Raw genomic sequence first — 17,101 nt, forward strand, 5'->3', positions numbered from 1 at the left:
GATCGGATCAAGCGCGAGAAGGGCGTTTGGTGGATGCCTTGGCAGTAAGAGGCGATGAAGGACGTGATACTCTGCGATAAGTCCTGGGGAGCTGAGAATAAGCTTTGATCCAGGAATTTCCGAATGGGGCAACCCACCTGAAAGTTCGTTATAATTACCTTCGGTAATTTATAACGTGCTTAAACAGGTACTTTTAACCTGAACACATAGGGTTTTAAGAGCAAACCCGGGGAACTGAAACATCTAAGTACCCGGAGGAAAGGACATCAATAGAGACTCCCCTAGTAGCGGCGAGCGAACGGGGACCAGCCGAGTCCTGAGAGTGAACAGAATGGTCTGGAAAGGCCAACCACAGCGGGTGACAGTCCCGTATGTGAAGCTCGATGGAACGTATTAAGTAGGGCGGGACACGTGAAATCCTGTCTGAAGATCGGGGGACCACCCCCGAAGGCTAAGTACTCCTTACTGACCGATAGCGAACCAGTACCGTGAGGGAAAGGTGAAAAGCACCCCGACGAGGGGAGTGAAACAGTACCTGAAACCGAACGCCTACAATCAGTCGGAGGCTCCTCGAGAGCTGACGGCGTACCTTTTGTATAATGGGTCATCGACTTGGTCTATCTAGCAAGCTTAAGCCGTTAGGTGTAGGCGCAGCGAAAGCGAGTCTTAATAGGGCGTCGAGTTAGATGGATCAGACCCGAAACCGAGTGATCTAGGCATGACCAGGATGAAGGTTAGGTAACACTAACTGGAGGTCCGAACCCACACCTGTTGAAAAAGGTCGGGATGAGTTGTGCCTAGGGGTGAAAGGCCAATCAAACTCGGAGATAGCTGGTTCTCCGCGAAATCTATTTAGGTAGAGCGTCATCCGAATACCCCTGGGGGTAGAGCACTGGATGGGTAATGGGGCCCCACAGGCTTACTGATCCTAACCAAACTCCGAATACCAGGGAGTACTAGATGGCAGACACACTGCGGGTGCTAACGCCCGTAGTGGAGAGGGAAACAACCCTGACCTCCGGCTAAGGCCCCCAATTCATGGCTAAGTGGGAAAGCAGGTGGGACGACCAAAACAACCAGGAGGTTGGCTTAGAAGCAGCCATCCTTTAAAGATAGCGTAACAGCTCACTGGTCTAATTAAGTTGTCCTGCGGCGAAGATGTAACGGGGCTCAAGCCATGAGCCGAAGCCGAGGATGCGCATAGCGCATGGTAGCGGAGCGTAGTGTGACATAGGACTACTCCTCTTCTGCATCCTTCGGGATGTAATGGAGGAGCAAGTCCTTTCTGTGAAGCCGGGCTGTAAGGCATCCGGTGGAGAGATCACTAGCGAGAATGATGACATGAGTAGCGACAAAGAGTGTGAGAGACACTCTCGCCGAAAGTCCAAGGGTTCCTGCTTAAAGCTAATCTGAGCAGGGTAAGCCGGCCCCTAAGGCGAGGCCGAAAGGCGTAGTCGATGGGAACCAGGTCAATATTCCTGGGCCATGTGGTGGTGACGGATTGCAGAGGTCGTTCTTCCTTATCGGATTGGAAGGGCGGCTGAGCGGTTCCTGGAAATAGCCCCACTTTAAGACCGTACCCTAAACCGACACAGGTGGACTGGTAGAGAATACCAAGGCGCTTGAGAGAACGATGTTGAAGGAACTCGGCAAAATACCTCCGTAAGTTCGCGAGAAGGAGGCCCAGTTTCAACGCAAGTTTTGGCTGGGGGCACAAACCAGGGGGTGGCGACTGTTTACTAAAAACACAGGGCTCTGCGAAGTCGCAAGACGACGTATAGGGTCTGACGCCTGCCCGGTGCCTGAAGGTTAAAAGGAGGGGTGAGAGCTCTGAATTGAAGCCCAGGTAAACGGCGGCCGTAACTATAACGGTCCTAAGGTAGCGAAATTCCTTGTCGGGTAAGTTCCGACCTGCACGAATGGCGTAACGACTTCCCCGCTGTCTCCAACATCGACTCAGCGAAATTGAATTGCCTGTCAAGATGCAGGCTTCCCGCGGTTAGACGGAAAGACCCCGTGCACCTTTACTACAGCTTCACACTGGCATCAGGCCATGCATGTGCAGGATAGGTGGTAGGCTTCGAAGCGGACACGCCAGTGTCCGTGGAGCCTCCCTTGAGATACCACCCTTGCATTGCTTGATGTCTAACCGCGATCCCTTATCGGGTTCCGGGACCCTGTGTGGCGGGTAGTTTGACTGGGGCGGTCGCCTCCTAAAGCGTAACGGAGGCGCGCGAAGGTTGGCTCAGAGCGGTCGGAAATCGCTCGTTGAGTGCAATGGCAGAAGCCAGCCTGACTGCAAGACTGACAAGTCGAGCAGAGTTGAAAGACGGCCATAGTGATCCGGTGGTCCCAAGTGGGAGGGCCATCGCTCAACGGATAAAAGGTACGCCGGGGATAACAGGCTGATACTGCCCAAGAGTCCATATCGACGGCAGTGTTTGGCACCTCGATGTCGGCTCATCTCATCCTGGGGCTGGAGCAGGTCCCAAGGGTATGGCTGTTCGCCATTTAAAGAGGTACGTGAGCTGGGTTTAGAACGTCGTGAGACAGTTCGGTCCCTATCTGCCGTGGGTGTAGGATACTTGAGAGGAGTTGCCCCTAGTACGAGAGGACCGGGGTGAACGATCCACTGGTGGACCAGTTGTCGTGCCAACGGCAGTGCTGGGTAGCTATGATCGGACAGGATAACCGCTGAAGGCATCTAAGCGGGAAGCCCCCCTCAAAACAAGGTATCCCTGAGGGCCGTGGAAGACCACCACGTCGATAGGCCGGAGGTGTAAGTGCAGCAATGCATTCAGCTGACCGGTACTAATGGCCCGATAGGCTTGATCCGATCCAGGAACAGCAAGGCTGTTCCAAGATCAATCGAAGCATACAACCCCTACACAATACTTGACTTGGTATCTGTCGCTCCCAGCATTCCGGGGGTGTCGGCCCGCAACCTGCTACCGCAGGTCGCTTCCGCCGACCCGCCGCGCTGCGCGCGACGTTGTGGGTTTTTCTTGGTTTGGTGGTCATAGCGCAAGCAAAACACCCGGCTCCATTCCGAACCCGGCCGTTAAGTGCTGCCGCGCCAATGGTACTGCGTCTCAAGACGTGGGAGAGTAGGTCACCGCCAAACCTAGTAAAACCCACAAACACCAAACAAAACGTATCTCTCAAAACGATCCTCAGCCACACATTCCTATCCTGCAGCGCCAAGTGCCCGCCACGCGACCCACCTAGGTCGCGCTATGCGTGTTTGTGCGGGCGATATCCACTGCCCGCGAACGCCCATGCACAGAGGCTGCGCCGTGGCAAACAGCGCCGCCGCTTGCGGGGGTTGGGGTGGAATGACTAGCTATGCTCCAAGCGGGATCGACGCCGGGGTCATCGCCCCGGGCTCGCAGCCCGAGGAGTATCGCTATGAAAAACATCGGCTTTTTGTCTTTCGGCCATTGGTCGCCGCAGCGCGGGTCGGCCACGCGCACAGCCTCTGACGCTTTGCTGCAGGCCATCGAGCTTGCGGTGGCGGCAGAAGAGCTTGGGCTCGATGGGGCCTACTATCGGGTGCATCACTTCGCGCGCCAGCACGCCAGCCCCTTTCCGCTGCTCGCGGCGGTCGGGGCGCGGACCTCGAAGATCGAGATTGGCACCGGCGTCATCGACATGCGCTATGAGAACCCGCTTTATATGGCCGAGGATGCCGGCGCTGCCGATCTGATCAGCCAGGGCCGCCTGCAGCTGGGGATCAGCCGCGGCAGCCCCGAGCAGGTGATCGACGGCTGGCGCTACTTTGGCTATGCCCCCGCTGAGGATGAGACCGACGCGGACATGGGGCGCCGTCACGCGCAGGTCTTCCTGCAGATGCTCGAGGGGCAGGGCTTTGCCGAGCCGAACCCGCGCCCGATGTTCCCCAACCCGCCGGGAAAGCTGCGGATCGAGCCCTTCTCGGAGGGGCTGAAGGACCGCATCTGGTGGGGCGCCGGGTCGAACAAGACCGCCGAATGGGCCGCCATGCTGGGCATGAACCTGCAAAGCTCGACGCTCAAGGACGATGAGACCGGCGAGCCCTTCCACATCCAGCAGGCCAGGCAGATCCGCGCCTATCGTGAGGCTTGGAAAGCGGCGGGGCACAGCCGGAAACCCCGGGTGTCGGTAAGCCGCTCGATCTTTGCTCTGATGAACGATCAGGACCGGATGTATTTCGGCAATGGCGGCAAGGGGGACAACTCCGTGGGCTTCATCGAACAGCAGCGCTCGATCTTCGGGCGTTCCTATGCCGACGAGCCCGACCGGCTGATCGAGCAACTGAAAGGCGACGAGGCGATTGCCGAGGCCGATACGCTGCTGCTGACGGTGCCGAACTCGCTGGGGGTCGATTACAACACCCATGTGATCGAGAGCATCCTCAGCCATGTGGCACCCTCTCTTGGCTGGCGCTGAGCGATAAGGACCATGCCCGGCCTTGTGGCCGGGCATTTTTTTGCCCCTCAGGGGTGTCTCAGGAAACGATGGTCAGCTCGCCGCTGCGGTCCTTGAGGCCAATGCCGGTGGTGGACAGCCGCCGCGCCTCGGTGATCAGCCAGGCCAGGCGTTCGGCGGCGCGCGGCGGCGTCAGGCCGCCGGAGGTATGGATGTTCGACACGCAGTTTCGCGCGCTGTCGCGGGTGCCGCTGCGCGGTGCCCAAGTGAGATAGGCGCCAAGGCTGTGCGAGACCGTGAGCCCAGGACGCTCGCCGATCAGCACAAGCACCATTTGCGCGCCAAGCCGCTCGGCGATCTGGTCGCCAAGCGCCACCCGCGCCTGCTCGGCAAAGCAGACGGGAGCCTCGGTGAGATCGGGCAAAAGCGCGCGCAGGTGCCGGACGACCGCTGCGGCATGGGCGGTGACGGCAGGCGGCGACAGGCCATCGGCAATCACGATCGCCAGATCCGGCTCGATGAGCGGAAGCTCGGTGCCCGGCGCGAGTTGGCGCCCGAGGTCCGGGCGCTTGAGGTAGTCCGCGCGGCTCCGGGCCCGGCTGGAGACCTGCGCCAGCGGGCGCAACTCGCGGCGCAGGCCGTCCCAATCGGGCGTCTCAAAGATGGCGTCCTTGGCGGCGGCATGGTCCTCTTGAAAGGCCAGCAGCCGCGACAGCGGCAGCGGGCTCGCGCTGGCGTCGAGCCGCACGCGAGAGGGGGTCATGCGGCCAAGCTGGGCCAGTTTGCTGCTGATATCGCTCATGCCACCAGTCCCATGTTGCGCAGGATCATGTCGGGGTCCGGCAGCGCGCCGCGCTGACCGCCAAGTCCCGCTGTCTTGAGCCACGCGTCAAACTCGGGCGCGGGTGTCAGGCCGGATATTTCGCGCAGATAGGCGATGTCTTCGAAGCCAAGGCTCTGGTATCCGAGCATTGCGTCATCGGCGCCCGGCACGGTGATCAGGAAGGTGACGCCCGCCGCGACGAGCAGCGTGGCCAGCACGTCCATGTCATCCTGATCGGCCTGCACATGGTTGGTGTAGCACGCGTCGACGCCCATCGGCAGGCCGAGCAGCTTGCCGCAGAAGTGATCCTCCAGCCCGGCGCGGATGATCTGCTTGCCGTCATAGAGATATTCCGGCCCGATGAAGCCGACCACCGTGTTGACAATCATCGGCTCGAAGGCGCGGGCGACGCCATAGGCGCGGGCCTCGAGCGTCTGCTGATCGACGCCGTGGTGGCCATCGGCCGACAGCGCGGCACCCTGTCCGGTTTCGAAATACATGGTGTTCTGACCCACCGTGCCGCGCCCGGCGGCGCGTCCGGCGTCATTGGCCTCGCGCAGCACATCGAGCGTAACCCCAAAGCCGTCGTTCGCCGCCTGCGTGCCCGCGATCGACTGGAAGATCAGATCGACCGGCGCCCCGGCGTCGAGCAGGTCGAGCGCATTGGTCACATGGGTCAGCACGCAGGACTGCGCGGGCATGTCAAAGCGGGTGCGGATGTCGTCGAGCGCGACCAGAAGGTCGTGGCAGTTGCCGATATTGTCGGAGGCGGGGTTGATCCCGATCACCGCGTCGCCCGCGCCGAAGAACAGACCGTCGAGCATGGCCACGGCAATGCCGCGCGGGTCATCGGCGGGGTGGTTGGGCTGCAGCCGGGTCGACAGGGTGCCGCGTTTGCCCAGCGTGGTGCGAAAGGCGGTGATCACCTCGGTCTTGCGCGCAACGCGGATCAGGTCCTGATTGCGCATCAGCTTGCTGACAGCGGCGATCATCTCGGGGGTGAACCCCGGCGCGGCGGCGCTGAGCGCGGCGGTATGCGCCGCTGGTGAGAGCAGCCAATCGCGCAGATCGCCGACGGTCATCGACGCGAAAGGCGCAAAGGCCGCTGCGTCATGGCTGTCGATGATCAGCCGCGTCACCTCGTCGGCCTCATAGGGCACAACCGCTTCGGTGAGGAAGGTCTTCAGCGGCAGGTCGAGCAGGGCGCGGCGCGCGGCCACGCGCTCAAGCGCCGAGCTTGCGGCGATGCCCGCCAGTTGGTCGCCGGATTTCTCGGGCGTGGCGGCGCTCAGAAGATGCGCAAGCGAGCGGAACACGAACTGTTCGCCGCGCGCGGTGGCACGATAGGTCGGCATTACAATCTCCGCAGGTGAGTAGCCCAGTCGGGCGCTTCCATGATCGAACGGGCGCGCATCTTCTTCCACATGCCGTATTTGTGGAAATCGAAGTCGAGCCGCGACACCTCGAGTTGCACCATCGACCACAGCGACCATTTCACATCGGCCAGAGCCTTGTGCACGGTGACGCGGCTGACGATCTCGGGGCGGACCTCGCCGAAATAGGCCTCGATAAGTTCCAGCTCGCGCTCGGGGGTAAAGAACATCTCGCCGAACCAGATCCCCAGATCATAGCAGCGGTCGTTCATCGAGGCGTATTCATAGTCGATCAACATGATCGAGCCATCCTCGCCGATCATGAAATTGCCCGGCATCGGATCGTTGAACGAGGCGACGAGGTCGACGCCCGAGGCATCGATCGCCTCGCGCGCCAATTGGGTGTTGAGCCGCAGCCAGGCGTCCTCGCGATACTTGCGCCCGCCAAGCTCGGCGACCTGCTGGGCGTGTTCTTCGATCATGTCAAAGACGGTCTTGGTCAGCCCGAGCGCCGGAAGCCCATGCATCGTGCGATAGGCGGCGATGGCGGCGCGGCATTTTTCGATGTCGGCGAAATCGCTGTGGGTCGAGGCGCGGCGGTCGGGCAGGAAGTCGTTGATCTCGACGCCCCGGTGCGCGAGGTCATCATGCACCCGCGGCCCCAGTCCCGCCGCAGCGGCCTTGCGCGAGGCGTCCATGGCGGCGTCGCGATCGATGAACATCTCGGTGCCATTGCCGGGCACTTTGACGAACCAATCGCCGCTGCCGTCCTTGCGCTTCACCCGCCAGTTCTCGTTCGAGATGCCGCCCGAAACCGGGCCATAGACCATATCGCGCCCGCCTTCGAACAGCGGCGCATCGCGGATCACTGTCTCGATGGTCTCTTCCATGGCATGCGCGGCGCTGCCGAGAGGTTTCATCATCATGCGGCCTCTCCCGTGATGCGGATCTTCTCTTCGAAAGAGGGATGGCGCAGCATCATGCGCAGCCGCAGCAGCCGCCATTCCCCGTATTTCAGCCATTCCACCGCGCCGCGCTCCGACAGGTGCGACATCAGCCGCGCCCAAAGCGCATGCAGCAGATCGTCCACATGCGACCACAGCCGTGCGCGCGCAAAGCCAGCGGCGTCGAAACTGCCGGCATAGGCGGTGTAGGCGGCTTCCATGTCGGTCTCGATGTCGGTCATCTCGGCCAGCAGACAGCCGACGTCATAGAGCGGGTCGTTCATCCCGGCGCGGTCGTAGTCCACCAGCAGCGCCTCGCCGTCGGGGCCGATCAGGATATTGGACGACGCGCCGTCATTGCGGCAGGGCGCGAGCGCGCCATCAAGCAGCGACTCGGCCTGCGCCACGAGACGGCGCAGCCACAGGATGTCATCGGGCAAGGCGATGCCCTGCGCGCCATGGGCCTCAATCACCCGGTCAATCTCGGCAAAGGGATCGAAGCGGCACGGCAGCGCGGGACCGGCGTGCAGCTTGCGCAGCGCGGCCATGATGGTGCCCACGGTCTGCGCATCCTGCAGGTGGTGCTGGCGCGCGGTGACCCAGCCTTCGGCGCAGGCGGTCATGGCAATGGCGCCAGTGGCCTCGTCGGACCAGAGCACCTTTGGCCCGGCCCCGGTGTCACCCGCGGCGCGGGCCCCGGCGATGGCAGCGGGCAGGTCGAACCAATGCATCATCTCGGGGTGCATACGTTTGACGAAGGTCCCGCCCGCCAGAGCCGACCGGCTCTCCAGCGCCTTGTAGCTGGGCGAGGCCAGTGCCGCCGGGCCGGGCGTCGCCGCAGCGGGATCGAGCCCCGCCGCCGCCAGCGTCTCGGCCATCATGTCATCGGTGACGAGCTGGCTCATGCGCTGGCTCCTGCGGCCTTGTCGAGGTTGCCGCCCGCGCGGTCGATGCGGCGGATCATCTCGACCAGCACATCGCCGCCCGCGTTGAGGTCCTCGGGCGAGGTGTATTCGTCATTGCGGTGAATGACGCCATTGACCGAGGGCACCGCGACCACGATCGACGGCAGGATCGCGTTCACCGCCACCGCGTCATGGCCGCCGATGGTGTCGATGGCGATGCGCGGATAGCCGAAGTCATCCGCCGCGCTTTCGGCCAGTGCCACCAGCCGTGCATCGAAGCGGCCCGCAGGGCGGCGGTCGACCGAGACGATCTGTGCCGAAACGGCGGCCTTTTCGGCCAGAGCCGGCAGTGCGGCGCGCAGTTCGGCTTCGGACCATTCCAGCATCGCAGGCTCGGGCGCGCGCAATTCGGCAAAGAGAATGGCCTTGCCCGGCACGATATTGGGCGAGTTGGGCGAGATATCGACCCGCGCCACCGAGGTGAACAGCGTGTCGCTGGCGGTGTCGGCCAGCTCGCGCACCTTGGCGATGATGTAAGCGGCGCCAAGCACCGCGTCGTGACGGTCTTCCATCGGGGTCGGGCCGGTGTGGTTTTGCTCGCCGGTGACCTCGATCCGCACCTTGAGGGCGCCCCAGTGACGGACGAAGGGCGCGATCCGCGCGCCAGCCTTCTCCATCTTGTCGTCCCCTTCGATGTGGATCTCGAGGTAGATGTCGGGCTGCGGGGCGGGATCGCTGCCCATGTAGCCGGTGCGGTTCAGTTCCGCCTCGACGCTGAGCCCATCGCGGTCGGTGCGGGCGAGGGCGAACTCGCGGGTCAGCCCACCCGCAAACACCGAAGAGCCCAGCAGCGAGGGCTGGAAGCGCGCCCCTTCCTCGTTCATCCAGTCGGCGATCACATAGTTGCAGCTGGGGGTCTCGCCCCGTGCCTTCGCCTCGTTGCGCCATGTCTCGATCGCGGCCAATGCGGCGACAACGCCATACGCGCCATCGAAGCGGCCCCCGCGCGGCTGGCTGTCGAGATGCGAGCCGATCATCACCAGCGGCGCATCGGGGCCCGCCAGATCGATCCGGCCAAAGAGGTTGCCGATGTTGTCGACCAGCACGTCATAGCCCCGCTCCGCAAGCTCCGCCCGGAACCAGTCGCGGGCGGCCTTGTGGTTGTCGGTGAGAACGGGGCGGTCGATGCCGCCGTCCCCGGTGCTGCCGAACTCGGCCTGTTTCTCCATCAACGCTTGCAGCAGCGCCGCGTCGATCCGGGCAAGATCCAGCGTTTCGGTCATTGGGGCTCTCCTTGGGGGTGGTCTTCATTCAGGAAGCAGGCGGCGAGCGCCTGATTGCCGCGTGAGGTGAGGCGCGGGTTCTCGACCCGGCAGCGGTCAAAGGCATGCGGGCAGCGACCGGCAAAGGCGCAGCCCTGAGGCAGGTTGATGGGCGAGGGCGGCTCGCCCTCCATGAGGCAATCCTCGGGCCGATAGCGCCGCTCTTCGAGCGTCGGCGCCGCCGACAGAAGCGCGCGGCTGTAGGGGTGGCCGGGATCGAAGAACAGCCGTTCGTTGGGCGCGACTTCCACGGTTTCGCCCAGATACATCACCGCGATCCGCGAGCAGACCTGCCGCACCATGGTCAGATCGTGCGAGATGAAGATATAGGTGAACCCGTGCTGCGCCTGCAGCCGCTCGAAGAGGTTGAGCAGTTTGCCCTGCTCGGTCTGGTCGAGCGCCGAAAGCGTCTCGTCCATGATCAGAAGGCGCGGCTCCAGAACCATGGCGCGGGCGACGTTGAGCCGTTGACGCTGACCGGCCGAGAGGCCCGTGGGCAGGCTGTCGTAAAGGCTTTCGTGCAGGCCGACCTCACTCATGGCGGCGCGCGCGCGGTCGCGGCGCTCGGCGCGATTGCCAAGCTTGTGGATCTTCAGCGGCTCTTCGAGGATGGCGCCAATGGAGCTTTGCGGCGGCAGCGAGCCATAGGGATCCTGCAGCACCAGCTGGAACTTGCGGCGCAACTCGCGCAGGCGCTTGGGACTGGCCTGACCGACGTTCTCGTCTTCGAAGAAGATCGAGCCTGCGTCGGGACGTTCAAGCCCGGTCAGCAGCCGCATCAGAGAGGATTTGCCGCAGCCGGACTTGCCAACGATGCCGAAGTTGTCGCCGGGAAAGACGTCGAACTCGACGTTGCGCACCGCCTGCACCAGCGCCTTGCCGCTTTTGCTGCGGGTCTCATAGTGCTTGGCGACGCCGCGCACCGACATGATCGCCTGCTGGTCGCGGTCCTGCGGGCGCGAAACCTCTTTGCGCCCCTCGGCCCAGAGCGTCGGCAGCTCTTCGATCAGCCCGCGGGTGTAATTGTGCTCGGGCCCGCTGACCAGCGCCTGCGGCGCCTGCCGTTCGACAACCCGGCCCGCGTGCAGCACCATCACCTCGTCCGCCGCGTCGCAGGCGACGGGCAGCGAGGAGCAGATGAACAAAACCGCGGTCGAGAAATCCTCGTTCAGCTCGCGCATCAGCTTGAGGATCTGCGCCGCCACCGTCACGTCGAGCGGCTGGGTGATGTTGTCGGCGATCAGCAGCGCCGGGTCCGAGATCAGCGCATCGACGATCATCGCGCGCTGCATCATGCCGCCCGAGTACTGGAAGGGATACTCGTGAAAGCGCCGTTCGGCGGCGGGGATTTTCACCGCCTCCAGCAGGCGGATGGCTTTTTCCTGCGCGTCGCGCGACGAGATGTCGGGCCGCACCGCGCGCAGCTTTTCGACCAGCTGCGCGCCCACGGTCATCGTCGGGTCGAGCGCGCCAGCGGGGTTGCCGCCGACATAGGCGATCTCGCGCCCCGCAAGGCTGCGGGCATGGGACGGGTCGCGGATCAGATCGCGGCCCTCGAAAAGGATCTCGCCCGAGGTGATCTTGAGCGGGGCCGAGAGCCAGCTTGCCAGCGCGCGGGCCAGCACGGTCTTGCCCGAGCCGCTTTCGCCGATGACCGACAGGATGCGGCGCGGTGCAAGATCGAAGCTGACGCCATCCAGAACGGTGCGGTCTGCGCCTTGCCCTTCGACCACGACGCTCAGGTTGCGCACCGAAAGAAGAGATTGGGTCTGTGCCATGTCGAGCGACATCTCAGGCGCCTCCGTAGATCTTGTTGCGTGCCCGTTCCAGAGCGGCGCCCATCAGGTTGACCGAGGTCAGCGTCAGCACGAGGAAGACACCGGGCATGGTGGCGATCCACCACGCGTTCATCAGGTATTTGCGCCCGTCGGCGATGATGTTGCCGAAGGTGGGGGTGGGCGGCTGCACGCCGAGGCCGAGAAAGCCCAGCACCGATTCAAAGATCATCATGCGCGCGATATCCAGCACCGCGACGAAGGCCACGGGCGGCAGCACCAGAGGCAGCAGCAGGGTGAACATGATGCGCCAGTCCGTCGCCCCCAGCACCATGGCGCCGCGCACGAATTCCTTCTTGCGCTCTGACATCACGGTCGAGCGCATGACCCGGGCGTAGACCGGCCAGCCCGCCAGCCCCAGCACGAGGATGATCGACGGGATCGTGGGGCGCGAGACGCCGAGGATGGTGATCGCGAGGATGATCATCGGGATCGACAGCTGCGCGTCGGTGAGGCGCATGAGCACGGTGTCGGTCTTGCCGCCGAAGTAGCCCGAGAAAAGCCCCACCAGCGCGCCCACGGCCAGCATCAGAACGGTGGTCGAGATGCCGATCAGCAGCGAATAGCGCAGCCCGACCAGCGAGCGGGCCAGCATGTCGCGGCCCAGCTGGTCGGTGCCCAGTGGGTTTGCCCAGCTCCAGCCTTCGCCCATGAAAACGGGCGGGCTGAGCTTGGCGCGGATGTTCATCTTGGTCGGGTCGATGCCCGACAGCCACGGGTAAAGGATCGCCGCCGCAAGCAGCACGAGGAAGACGGCCAGCCCGATGCGGAACTCGATGGAGGAGAAGGCCTCTGACCAGATGCGGGCAGAGATTCTGCGGCCCTTGGGGGCGGGCAGCGCCTCGGGGGAGATGTCGATGGAGCTCATCAGTATTCCAGTCTCGGGTCGATGGCCGTCGCGCAGAGATCGACGACGATGTTGATCAGGACGAATGCGGCGGCGGTGACGATGGCGATGCCTTGGATCAGCGGGAAGTCACGCTGCATCACCGCGTTGATCGTCAGCAGGCCGAGCCCCGGGTAGTCGAAGATGAATTCGATCACGAGAACCCCGCCGAGCAACATCGAGAACTGCACGCCAAGTAGGTTCAGCAGCGGCACCGAGGAGTTTTTCAGCGCGTGGCGAAAGATGATCTGGTTTCGCGTCAGTCCGCGCACCGCCGCGATGTCGATGAACGACTGCCCCATGACGCCCGCCACGGAAACGGTCAGCGTGCGGATGATGAAGGGCGCGATCTCGATCGCCAGAACGAAGGCGGGCAGGATGGTATAGGCAAAGCCGTTGTAGCCGATGGCGGGAACCAGTTGCAGCTTTACCGACAGCAGCAGCGCCAGCACGATGCCAAGCCAGAAGTTCGGCAGGCTGACGAAGAGGGATGAGGTGTAGAGCGCCAGCCGGTCGGGGAAGCGCCCCGGCCTGAGCCCGCCCCAGACCCCGATGGGAATGGCGATGATCAGCGCAAAGACCATGGCCAGAAGCGCAAGCTGCAGCGTCATCGGGGCGGTCTCGGCGATCAGCGACCAGACCTCGGCCCGCTCGCTGCGGGTGCTGTCGTTGAAGCTGGCCCCGCCGACCGCCGCGCCATTGGCCGGGCGCACGAAGCTTTGACCAAGGTCGCCGTGAAGGATGCCGCCGACATAGCGGCCGAACTGCACGTAGATGGGATCGCGCAGACCCATGTTCGTGGCGATCTCCTCGATCAGCGCCTCGGGGGCCATGCCGCCAGCCATCAGGCGCACGGGATCGCCCGGCACCACGCGCAGCAGGGTGAAGATCAGGGCGGAGACGAGGAAGACGATCAGCGCCCCCTGTGCGAGCCGTCGGGCGAGGAATCTTGCGATGAACATCGGCAGCTCCTGTCGGGTGTCTTGTTGGGAGGAGGGGCCGGAGCCCGAAGGCTCCGGCCGTCACGTGCCTGACAGGATCAGGAGAGGGTGGTTTCCGACGCGTCCGACATGCCGTCGGGATAGATGAAAAGGTCTTCCACATCCGCGCGCATGCCGTGGATCAGCACCGAGGTGAACAGGCTCAGCGCGGGCACCTTCTCGGCCAGCATCGGCATCAGGTTGGTCTGCAGGCTCTCGCGGCGCTCATCCAGCGAGGAGGCGTTGCGCTCGGCGTCGAGCGCGGCGTCGATCTCGGGGTCTTCGATGCCGCAGATCCGCTTCGAGGTGGAGTGGAAATGCGTGCGCAGCACCAGATCGGGTTCGGGCGAGCCGGTGGACCAGCCGCAGTCGACCATATGGCCGGGGCCGCCGCCCGGACGGTCGTAGAGGCGCTCGTTCCATGCCGCCACTTCCATCACGTTCAGCGTCACCGGGAAGCCCTGCTCCTGCAGCAGCGCGGTGATCACCTCGCCGTATTCCTTGGTCTTGGGGTAGAAACCGGTGGAGGTGATATACTCCAGCTCCGGCAGCCCCTCGCCGCCCGGATAGCCCGCTTCGGCCAGCAGGCGCTGACATTCGTCGGGATCGTATTCGGGGTAGTTCTCCAGATCGGTGTAGCCGAACTTGATGGGCGAGACGAAGTTGCTCGAGGCCTCACCGGCGGTGCCCATGATCTCGAGGATGATCGAGCGGTCGATGGCATGTGCGGCGGCCTTGCGCAGCAGCGGGTTGTCGAACGGCGGCTTGGAGCAGCGGAACCACAGGTATTTATTCTCGACCGAGACGAGGCGCGAAAGCTTGATGTCCTCGTTGCCTTCCAGCGTCTGCACCTGCTCGGGCTCGAGCCGTTCGATGACATCGGCTTGACCGTTCATCAGCGACAGCATGCGGGTGGTGGCGTCGCCGACGAAGGAGAAGGTCACTCCGGGGATCTTGGGCGCGCCGCGGAAATAGTCGGCATAGGCTTCCATCACCGTGTCGTTCCCGCGCTGCTCGACGAATTTGAACGGGCCGGTGCCGTTGAGGCGCTGGCTGAGCGGGCCGTTGGGTCCAGCGGCGACATCCTTGGCCGAGAGCATCGGCAGGTAGGAGGCAAGGAAGATGAACAGCGAGGCGCCATAGCCGCCCTTGGTGGTGTCGACCACGACGGTGTAATCGTCGGGTGTGGTGACTTCGAACGTGTCGGTCGGGCCGGGATAAACCTGCTTGGGGCGGTCAAGCTGCGCGCCGTATTCGAAGGTGGCTTTCACGTCCTTGGCGGTGAAGGGCTCGCCGTCGTGGAATGTCACGCCTTCGCGCAGTTTGATCTCGAGGCGGTGGGCGTCGAGTTCGTTGATCTCAGTCGCCAGCTCGTAGATCACCTCGTCGGGGTTGTCCGGGCGCATCGGGGCACGGGTCAGGAAGCCCATGACAAAGCCCTCAATGTTGGTTTGCGAGAGGGTGGTGTGCGCGGTCGGGTCCCAGTTGCCGGTGATGTTCTCTGCCGACAGGAACACAAGCGGCTTGGACTCTTGCGCATGTGCCGAGCTGAAGAGGAAGTCAGGGTTCAGGCGAAGGGCGCCCGCGGCGGCCCCGGCCATCGCGCCGTAGCGCAGGAAGTTGCGTCTGTCCATGTCGTTCTCCTGTTGGATTATCTTTGGTTATTCGGTCTTTATGCCGCTTCGGTCGCACGCAGGCGGGCCAGTTCGTCCAGCATTTGCGCGTGAAGTTCAGGGGTGGCGCTGGCCAGCACCTCGCCGCTCGATCCGGTGCCGAGCGGGTTGCCGTTCCAGTCGGTGATGACGCCGCCAGCGCCGCGGATCACCTGCACCACCGGAAGGTAGTCATAGGGCTCCAGCCCGCATTCCAGCACCAGATCGCAGTGACCCGAGGCGAGCAGGGCGTAGTTGTAACAATCGCCGCCGAAGCGCAGCAGGCGGCAGCCCTCGCGCAGCATCTCGAAGGCCGGGGCGCGGCTGCCGGTGAACAGCATCGGGTCGGTGGTATAGGCGAAGGCCTGCGACAGCTCGCGGCAATCGCTGGTCTGCACAGGGGCACCGTTCAGCGTGGTCTGCTGGCCTTCGATGCCGCACCAGCGCTCGCCAATGGCCGGCATGTCGATCTGACCCAGCTTCGGGGCGCCGTCCTCTAGCAGCGCCATCAGGCCGCCAAACAGCGGATGGCCGGTGACAAAGCTCTTGGTGCCGTCGATCGGATCCACCACCCACACGTGCTTGCGGTCTAGGTTCTCAACCCCATGCTCTTCGCCGAAGATGCCGTGATCGGGATAGGCCTCGGCAATCCGCGCGCGCAGCATGGTCTCGATGGAGCGGTCGGCGATGGTGACCGGGCTGTCGTCGACCTTGTGCTCGACGCTGAGCGCCTTGCGGAAATGCTTGCGCGCGAGTTGGCCTGCTTCGTCGGCGGATGCGTTGGCGAAGGCGAGGGCCTGAGGAAGGTCGAACATGCAGTCTCTTTCAATCTGGTCGGCGGGCTGACTGGCTGGCGGGTCATCTGCCCGGTGCTGTTGCCTCACGCTCACATTCAAACGGGCAAAGGTGCACATTCTTTTTGTGGATTCAGCAGGTAAAAACACAAAATGCCGCATAAATGGGCGGCAATTGCGCCTAATTTTGTGATTTATGGACTGTGGATTTACGAATCGGCCATAAATCCACATTACGTGAGGATACTTGTGGATTTGCTGGGCCGTCTTGCTAAGGTCCTGTCAAACTTAGGGAAGCCAGCCGGGGGCAGATGCGCCCATGGAAAGGAAACGCCATGTGGTCGCACGAGCGGCAGTCGAAGATTCTCGAGTATCTCTCGCAGGAGGGGAAGGTCGAGACCAACCGCCTCGCCGAGGTCTTTGACGTCTCGCGGGAAACCATCCGCCGCGATCTTCTCGACCTCGACCAGCGCGGCACGCTTGTGCGGGTGCACGGCGGCGCGGTGACCTCGGACAAGGTGATCCTGCCCGAGCCCGCATTTTCGGACCGTCTGGTCGAAAACGCCGAAGCCAAGCGCGCCATCGGCCGTCGGGCCGCCGCGCTGATCGAGCCGGGCTCGACGATCTTCATCGACGCCGGGACGACAACCTTGGCCTTCGCCCATGAGCTTGAGCAGGACCGCGACCTGCGGGTGATCACCAACTCCATCGAGATCGCGCAGGTGCTTGCGGCGCGCAGCGGCATCGACATGCTGCTGCTGGGCGGCAAGCCGCATGGCGATGTGCCCGCGACCTTCGGCGAGCTGACCCTGTCGGAGATTGACCGCTTCCTTGCGGATTACGCGGTGATCTCGCCCGTCGGAATCGATCCGTCCCGCGGTGCCACCGACTACGAGCTTCACGAGGCGGAAGTGGCGCGCAAGATGATCCGCTGCGCCCGCCGCTGCATGATGCTCTGCGTCTCGTCGAAGATCGGAACCGAAAGCCGGGTGGCCATCTGCCGCACCGGCGAGATCGACCAGCTGATCACCGATACGGGGGCAGACCCCGCGTTTGAACTGCCGTCGGGCGAGGTCGTGCGCGTGCCCGTGGGTGAGGCCGAGGCACAGCGATTGGCGCGCCGCCGGAGTTCGGCGGAGACGTAAGAATACCGCCGGGCCGGGCGATTTCCGGGCCAATA

The 17,101-nt window shown here is 63.6% G+C and carries 12 protein-coding genes and 2 rRNA genes; 4 read left to right on the top strand and 10 right to left on the bottom strand.

Annotated elements, in window-relative coordinates; genetic code table 11:
• Nucleotides 1–5 precede the first annotated feature (5 nt).
• The 3 genes from ACXAD2_RS24945 to ACXAD2_RS24955 all read left to right on the top strand — a co-directional run bounded on the left by ACXAD2_RS24945 (nucleotide 6) and on the right by ACXAD2_RS24955 (nucleotide 4,428).
• Nucleotides 6–2,836: ribosomal RNA gene (locus ACXAD2_RS24945) — 23S ribosomal RNA — on the top strand.
• 173 nt (nucleotides 2,837–3,009) lie between these two features.
• A 5S ribosomal RNA gene (gene rrf, locus ACXAD2_RS24950) occupies nucleotides 3,010–3,124 on the top strand.
• A 284-nt stretch (nucleotides 3,125–3,408) separates the two neighbouring features.
• Nucleotides 3,409–4,428 carry an LLM class flavin-dependent oxidoreductase gene (locus ACXAD2_RS24955; protein ID WP_475176571.1) on the top strand — a complete coding sequence of 340 codons (1,020 nt, stop codon included), beginning with the start codon at nucleotides 3,409–3,411 and terminating at the stop codon, nucleotides 4,426–4,428.
• A 58-nt stretch (nucleotides 4,429–4,486) separates the two neighbouring features.
• Here the strand turns inward: ACXAD2_RS24955 and eutC are convergent, their stop codons facing one another.
• The 10 genes from eutC to hisN all read right to left on the bottom strand — a co-directional run bounded on the left by eutC (nucleotide 4,487) and on the right by hisN (nucleotide 15,942).
• Nucleotides 4,487–5,209: an ethanolamine ammonia-lyase subunit EutC gene (gene eutC, locus ACXAD2_RS24960; protein ID WP_475176574.1), complete on the bottom strand. Its 723-nt coding sequence runs from the start codon at nucleotides 5,207–5,209 to the stop codon at nucleotides 4,487–4,489.
• Entirely contained in the window at nucleotides 5,206–6,585 is a 1,380-nt protein-coding gene (locus ACXAD2_RS24965; protein ID WP_475176577.1) for an ethanolamine ammonia-lyase subunit EutB, read from the bottom strand. The genes eutC and ACXAD2_RS24965 overlap by 4 nt, the downstream gene beginning before the upstream one ends.
• Entirely contained in the window at nucleotides 6,585–7,529 is a 945-nt protein-coding gene (locus ACXAD2_RS24970; protein ID WP_475176581.1) for a phosphotransferase, read from the bottom strand. Before ACXAD2_RS24970 ends, ACXAD2_RS24965 begins: the two co-directional genes overlap by 1 nt.
• Complete coding sequence (locus ACXAD2_RS24975; RefSeq protein WP_475176584.1) at nucleotides 7,526–8,452, bottom strand: phosphotransferase family protein; 927 nt, start codon at nucleotides 8,450–8,452, stop codon at nucleotides 7,526–7,528. The genes ACXAD2_RS24970 and ACXAD2_RS24975 overlap by 4 nt, the downstream gene beginning before the upstream one ends.
• Nucleotides 8,449–9,735: an allantoate amidohydrolase gene (locus ACXAD2_RS24980; RefSeq protein WP_475176587.1), complete on the bottom strand. Its 1,287-nt coding sequence runs from the start codon at nucleotides 9,733–9,735 to the stop codon at nucleotides 8,449–8,451. Before ACXAD2_RS24980 ends, ACXAD2_RS24975 begins: the two co-directional genes overlap by 4 nt.
• Nucleotides 9,732–11,564, bottom strand: a complete 1,833-nt coding sequence (locus ACXAD2_RS24985) for an ABC transporter ATP-binding protein (RefSeq protein WP_475176590.1) — start codon at nucleotides 11,562–11,564, stop codon at nucleotides 9,732–9,734. Before ACXAD2_RS24985 ends, ACXAD2_RS24980 begins: the two co-directional genes overlap by 4 nt.
• Before the next feature lies 1 nt (nucleotide 11,565).
• Nucleotides 11,566–12,477, bottom strand: a complete 912-nt coding sequence (locus ACXAD2_RS24990; protein WP_475176592.1) for an ABC transporter permease — start codon at nucleotides 12,475–12,477, stop codon at nucleotides 11,566–11,568.
• Nucleotides 12,477–13,457 (bottom strand): ABC transporter permease, encoded by a 981-nt coding sequence (locus ACXAD2_RS24995; RefSeq protein ID WP_066109659.1) that lies wholly within the window; start codon nucleotides 13,455–13,457, stop codon nucleotides 12,477–12,479. Before ACXAD2_RS24995 ends, ACXAD2_RS24990 begins: the two co-directional genes overlap by 1 nt.
• Nucleotides 13,458–13,534: 77 nt before the next feature.
• On the bottom strand, nucleotides 13,535–15,109 hold the full coding sequence (locus ACXAD2_RS25000) for an ABC transporter substrate-binding protein (RefSeq protein WP_475176595.1): 1,575 nt from the start codon (nucleotides 15,107–15,109) through the stop codon (nucleotides 13,535–13,537).
• A 38-nt stretch (nucleotides 15,110–15,147) separates the two neighbouring features.
• On the bottom strand, nucleotides 15,148–15,942 hold the full coding sequence (hisN, locus tag ACXAD2_RS25005) for a histidinol-phosphatase (protein WP_475176598.1): 795 nt from the start codon (nucleotides 15,940–15,942) through the stop codon (nucleotides 15,148–15,150).
• A gap of 314 nt (nucleotides 15,943–16,256) precedes the next feature.
• On the opposite strand from hisN, the gene ACXAD2_RS25010 reads away from it, so the two are divergent.
• Nucleotides 16,257–17,066, top strand: a complete 810-nt coding sequence (locus ACXAD2_RS25010) for a DeoR/GlpR family DNA-binding transcription regulator (protein WP_475176603.1) — start codon at nucleotides 16,257–16,259, stop codon at nucleotides 17,064–17,066.
• Nucleotides 17,067–17,101: the final 35 nt, after the last annotated feature.

Source organism: Salipiger sp. ABN3_019 (assembly GCF_056158605.1).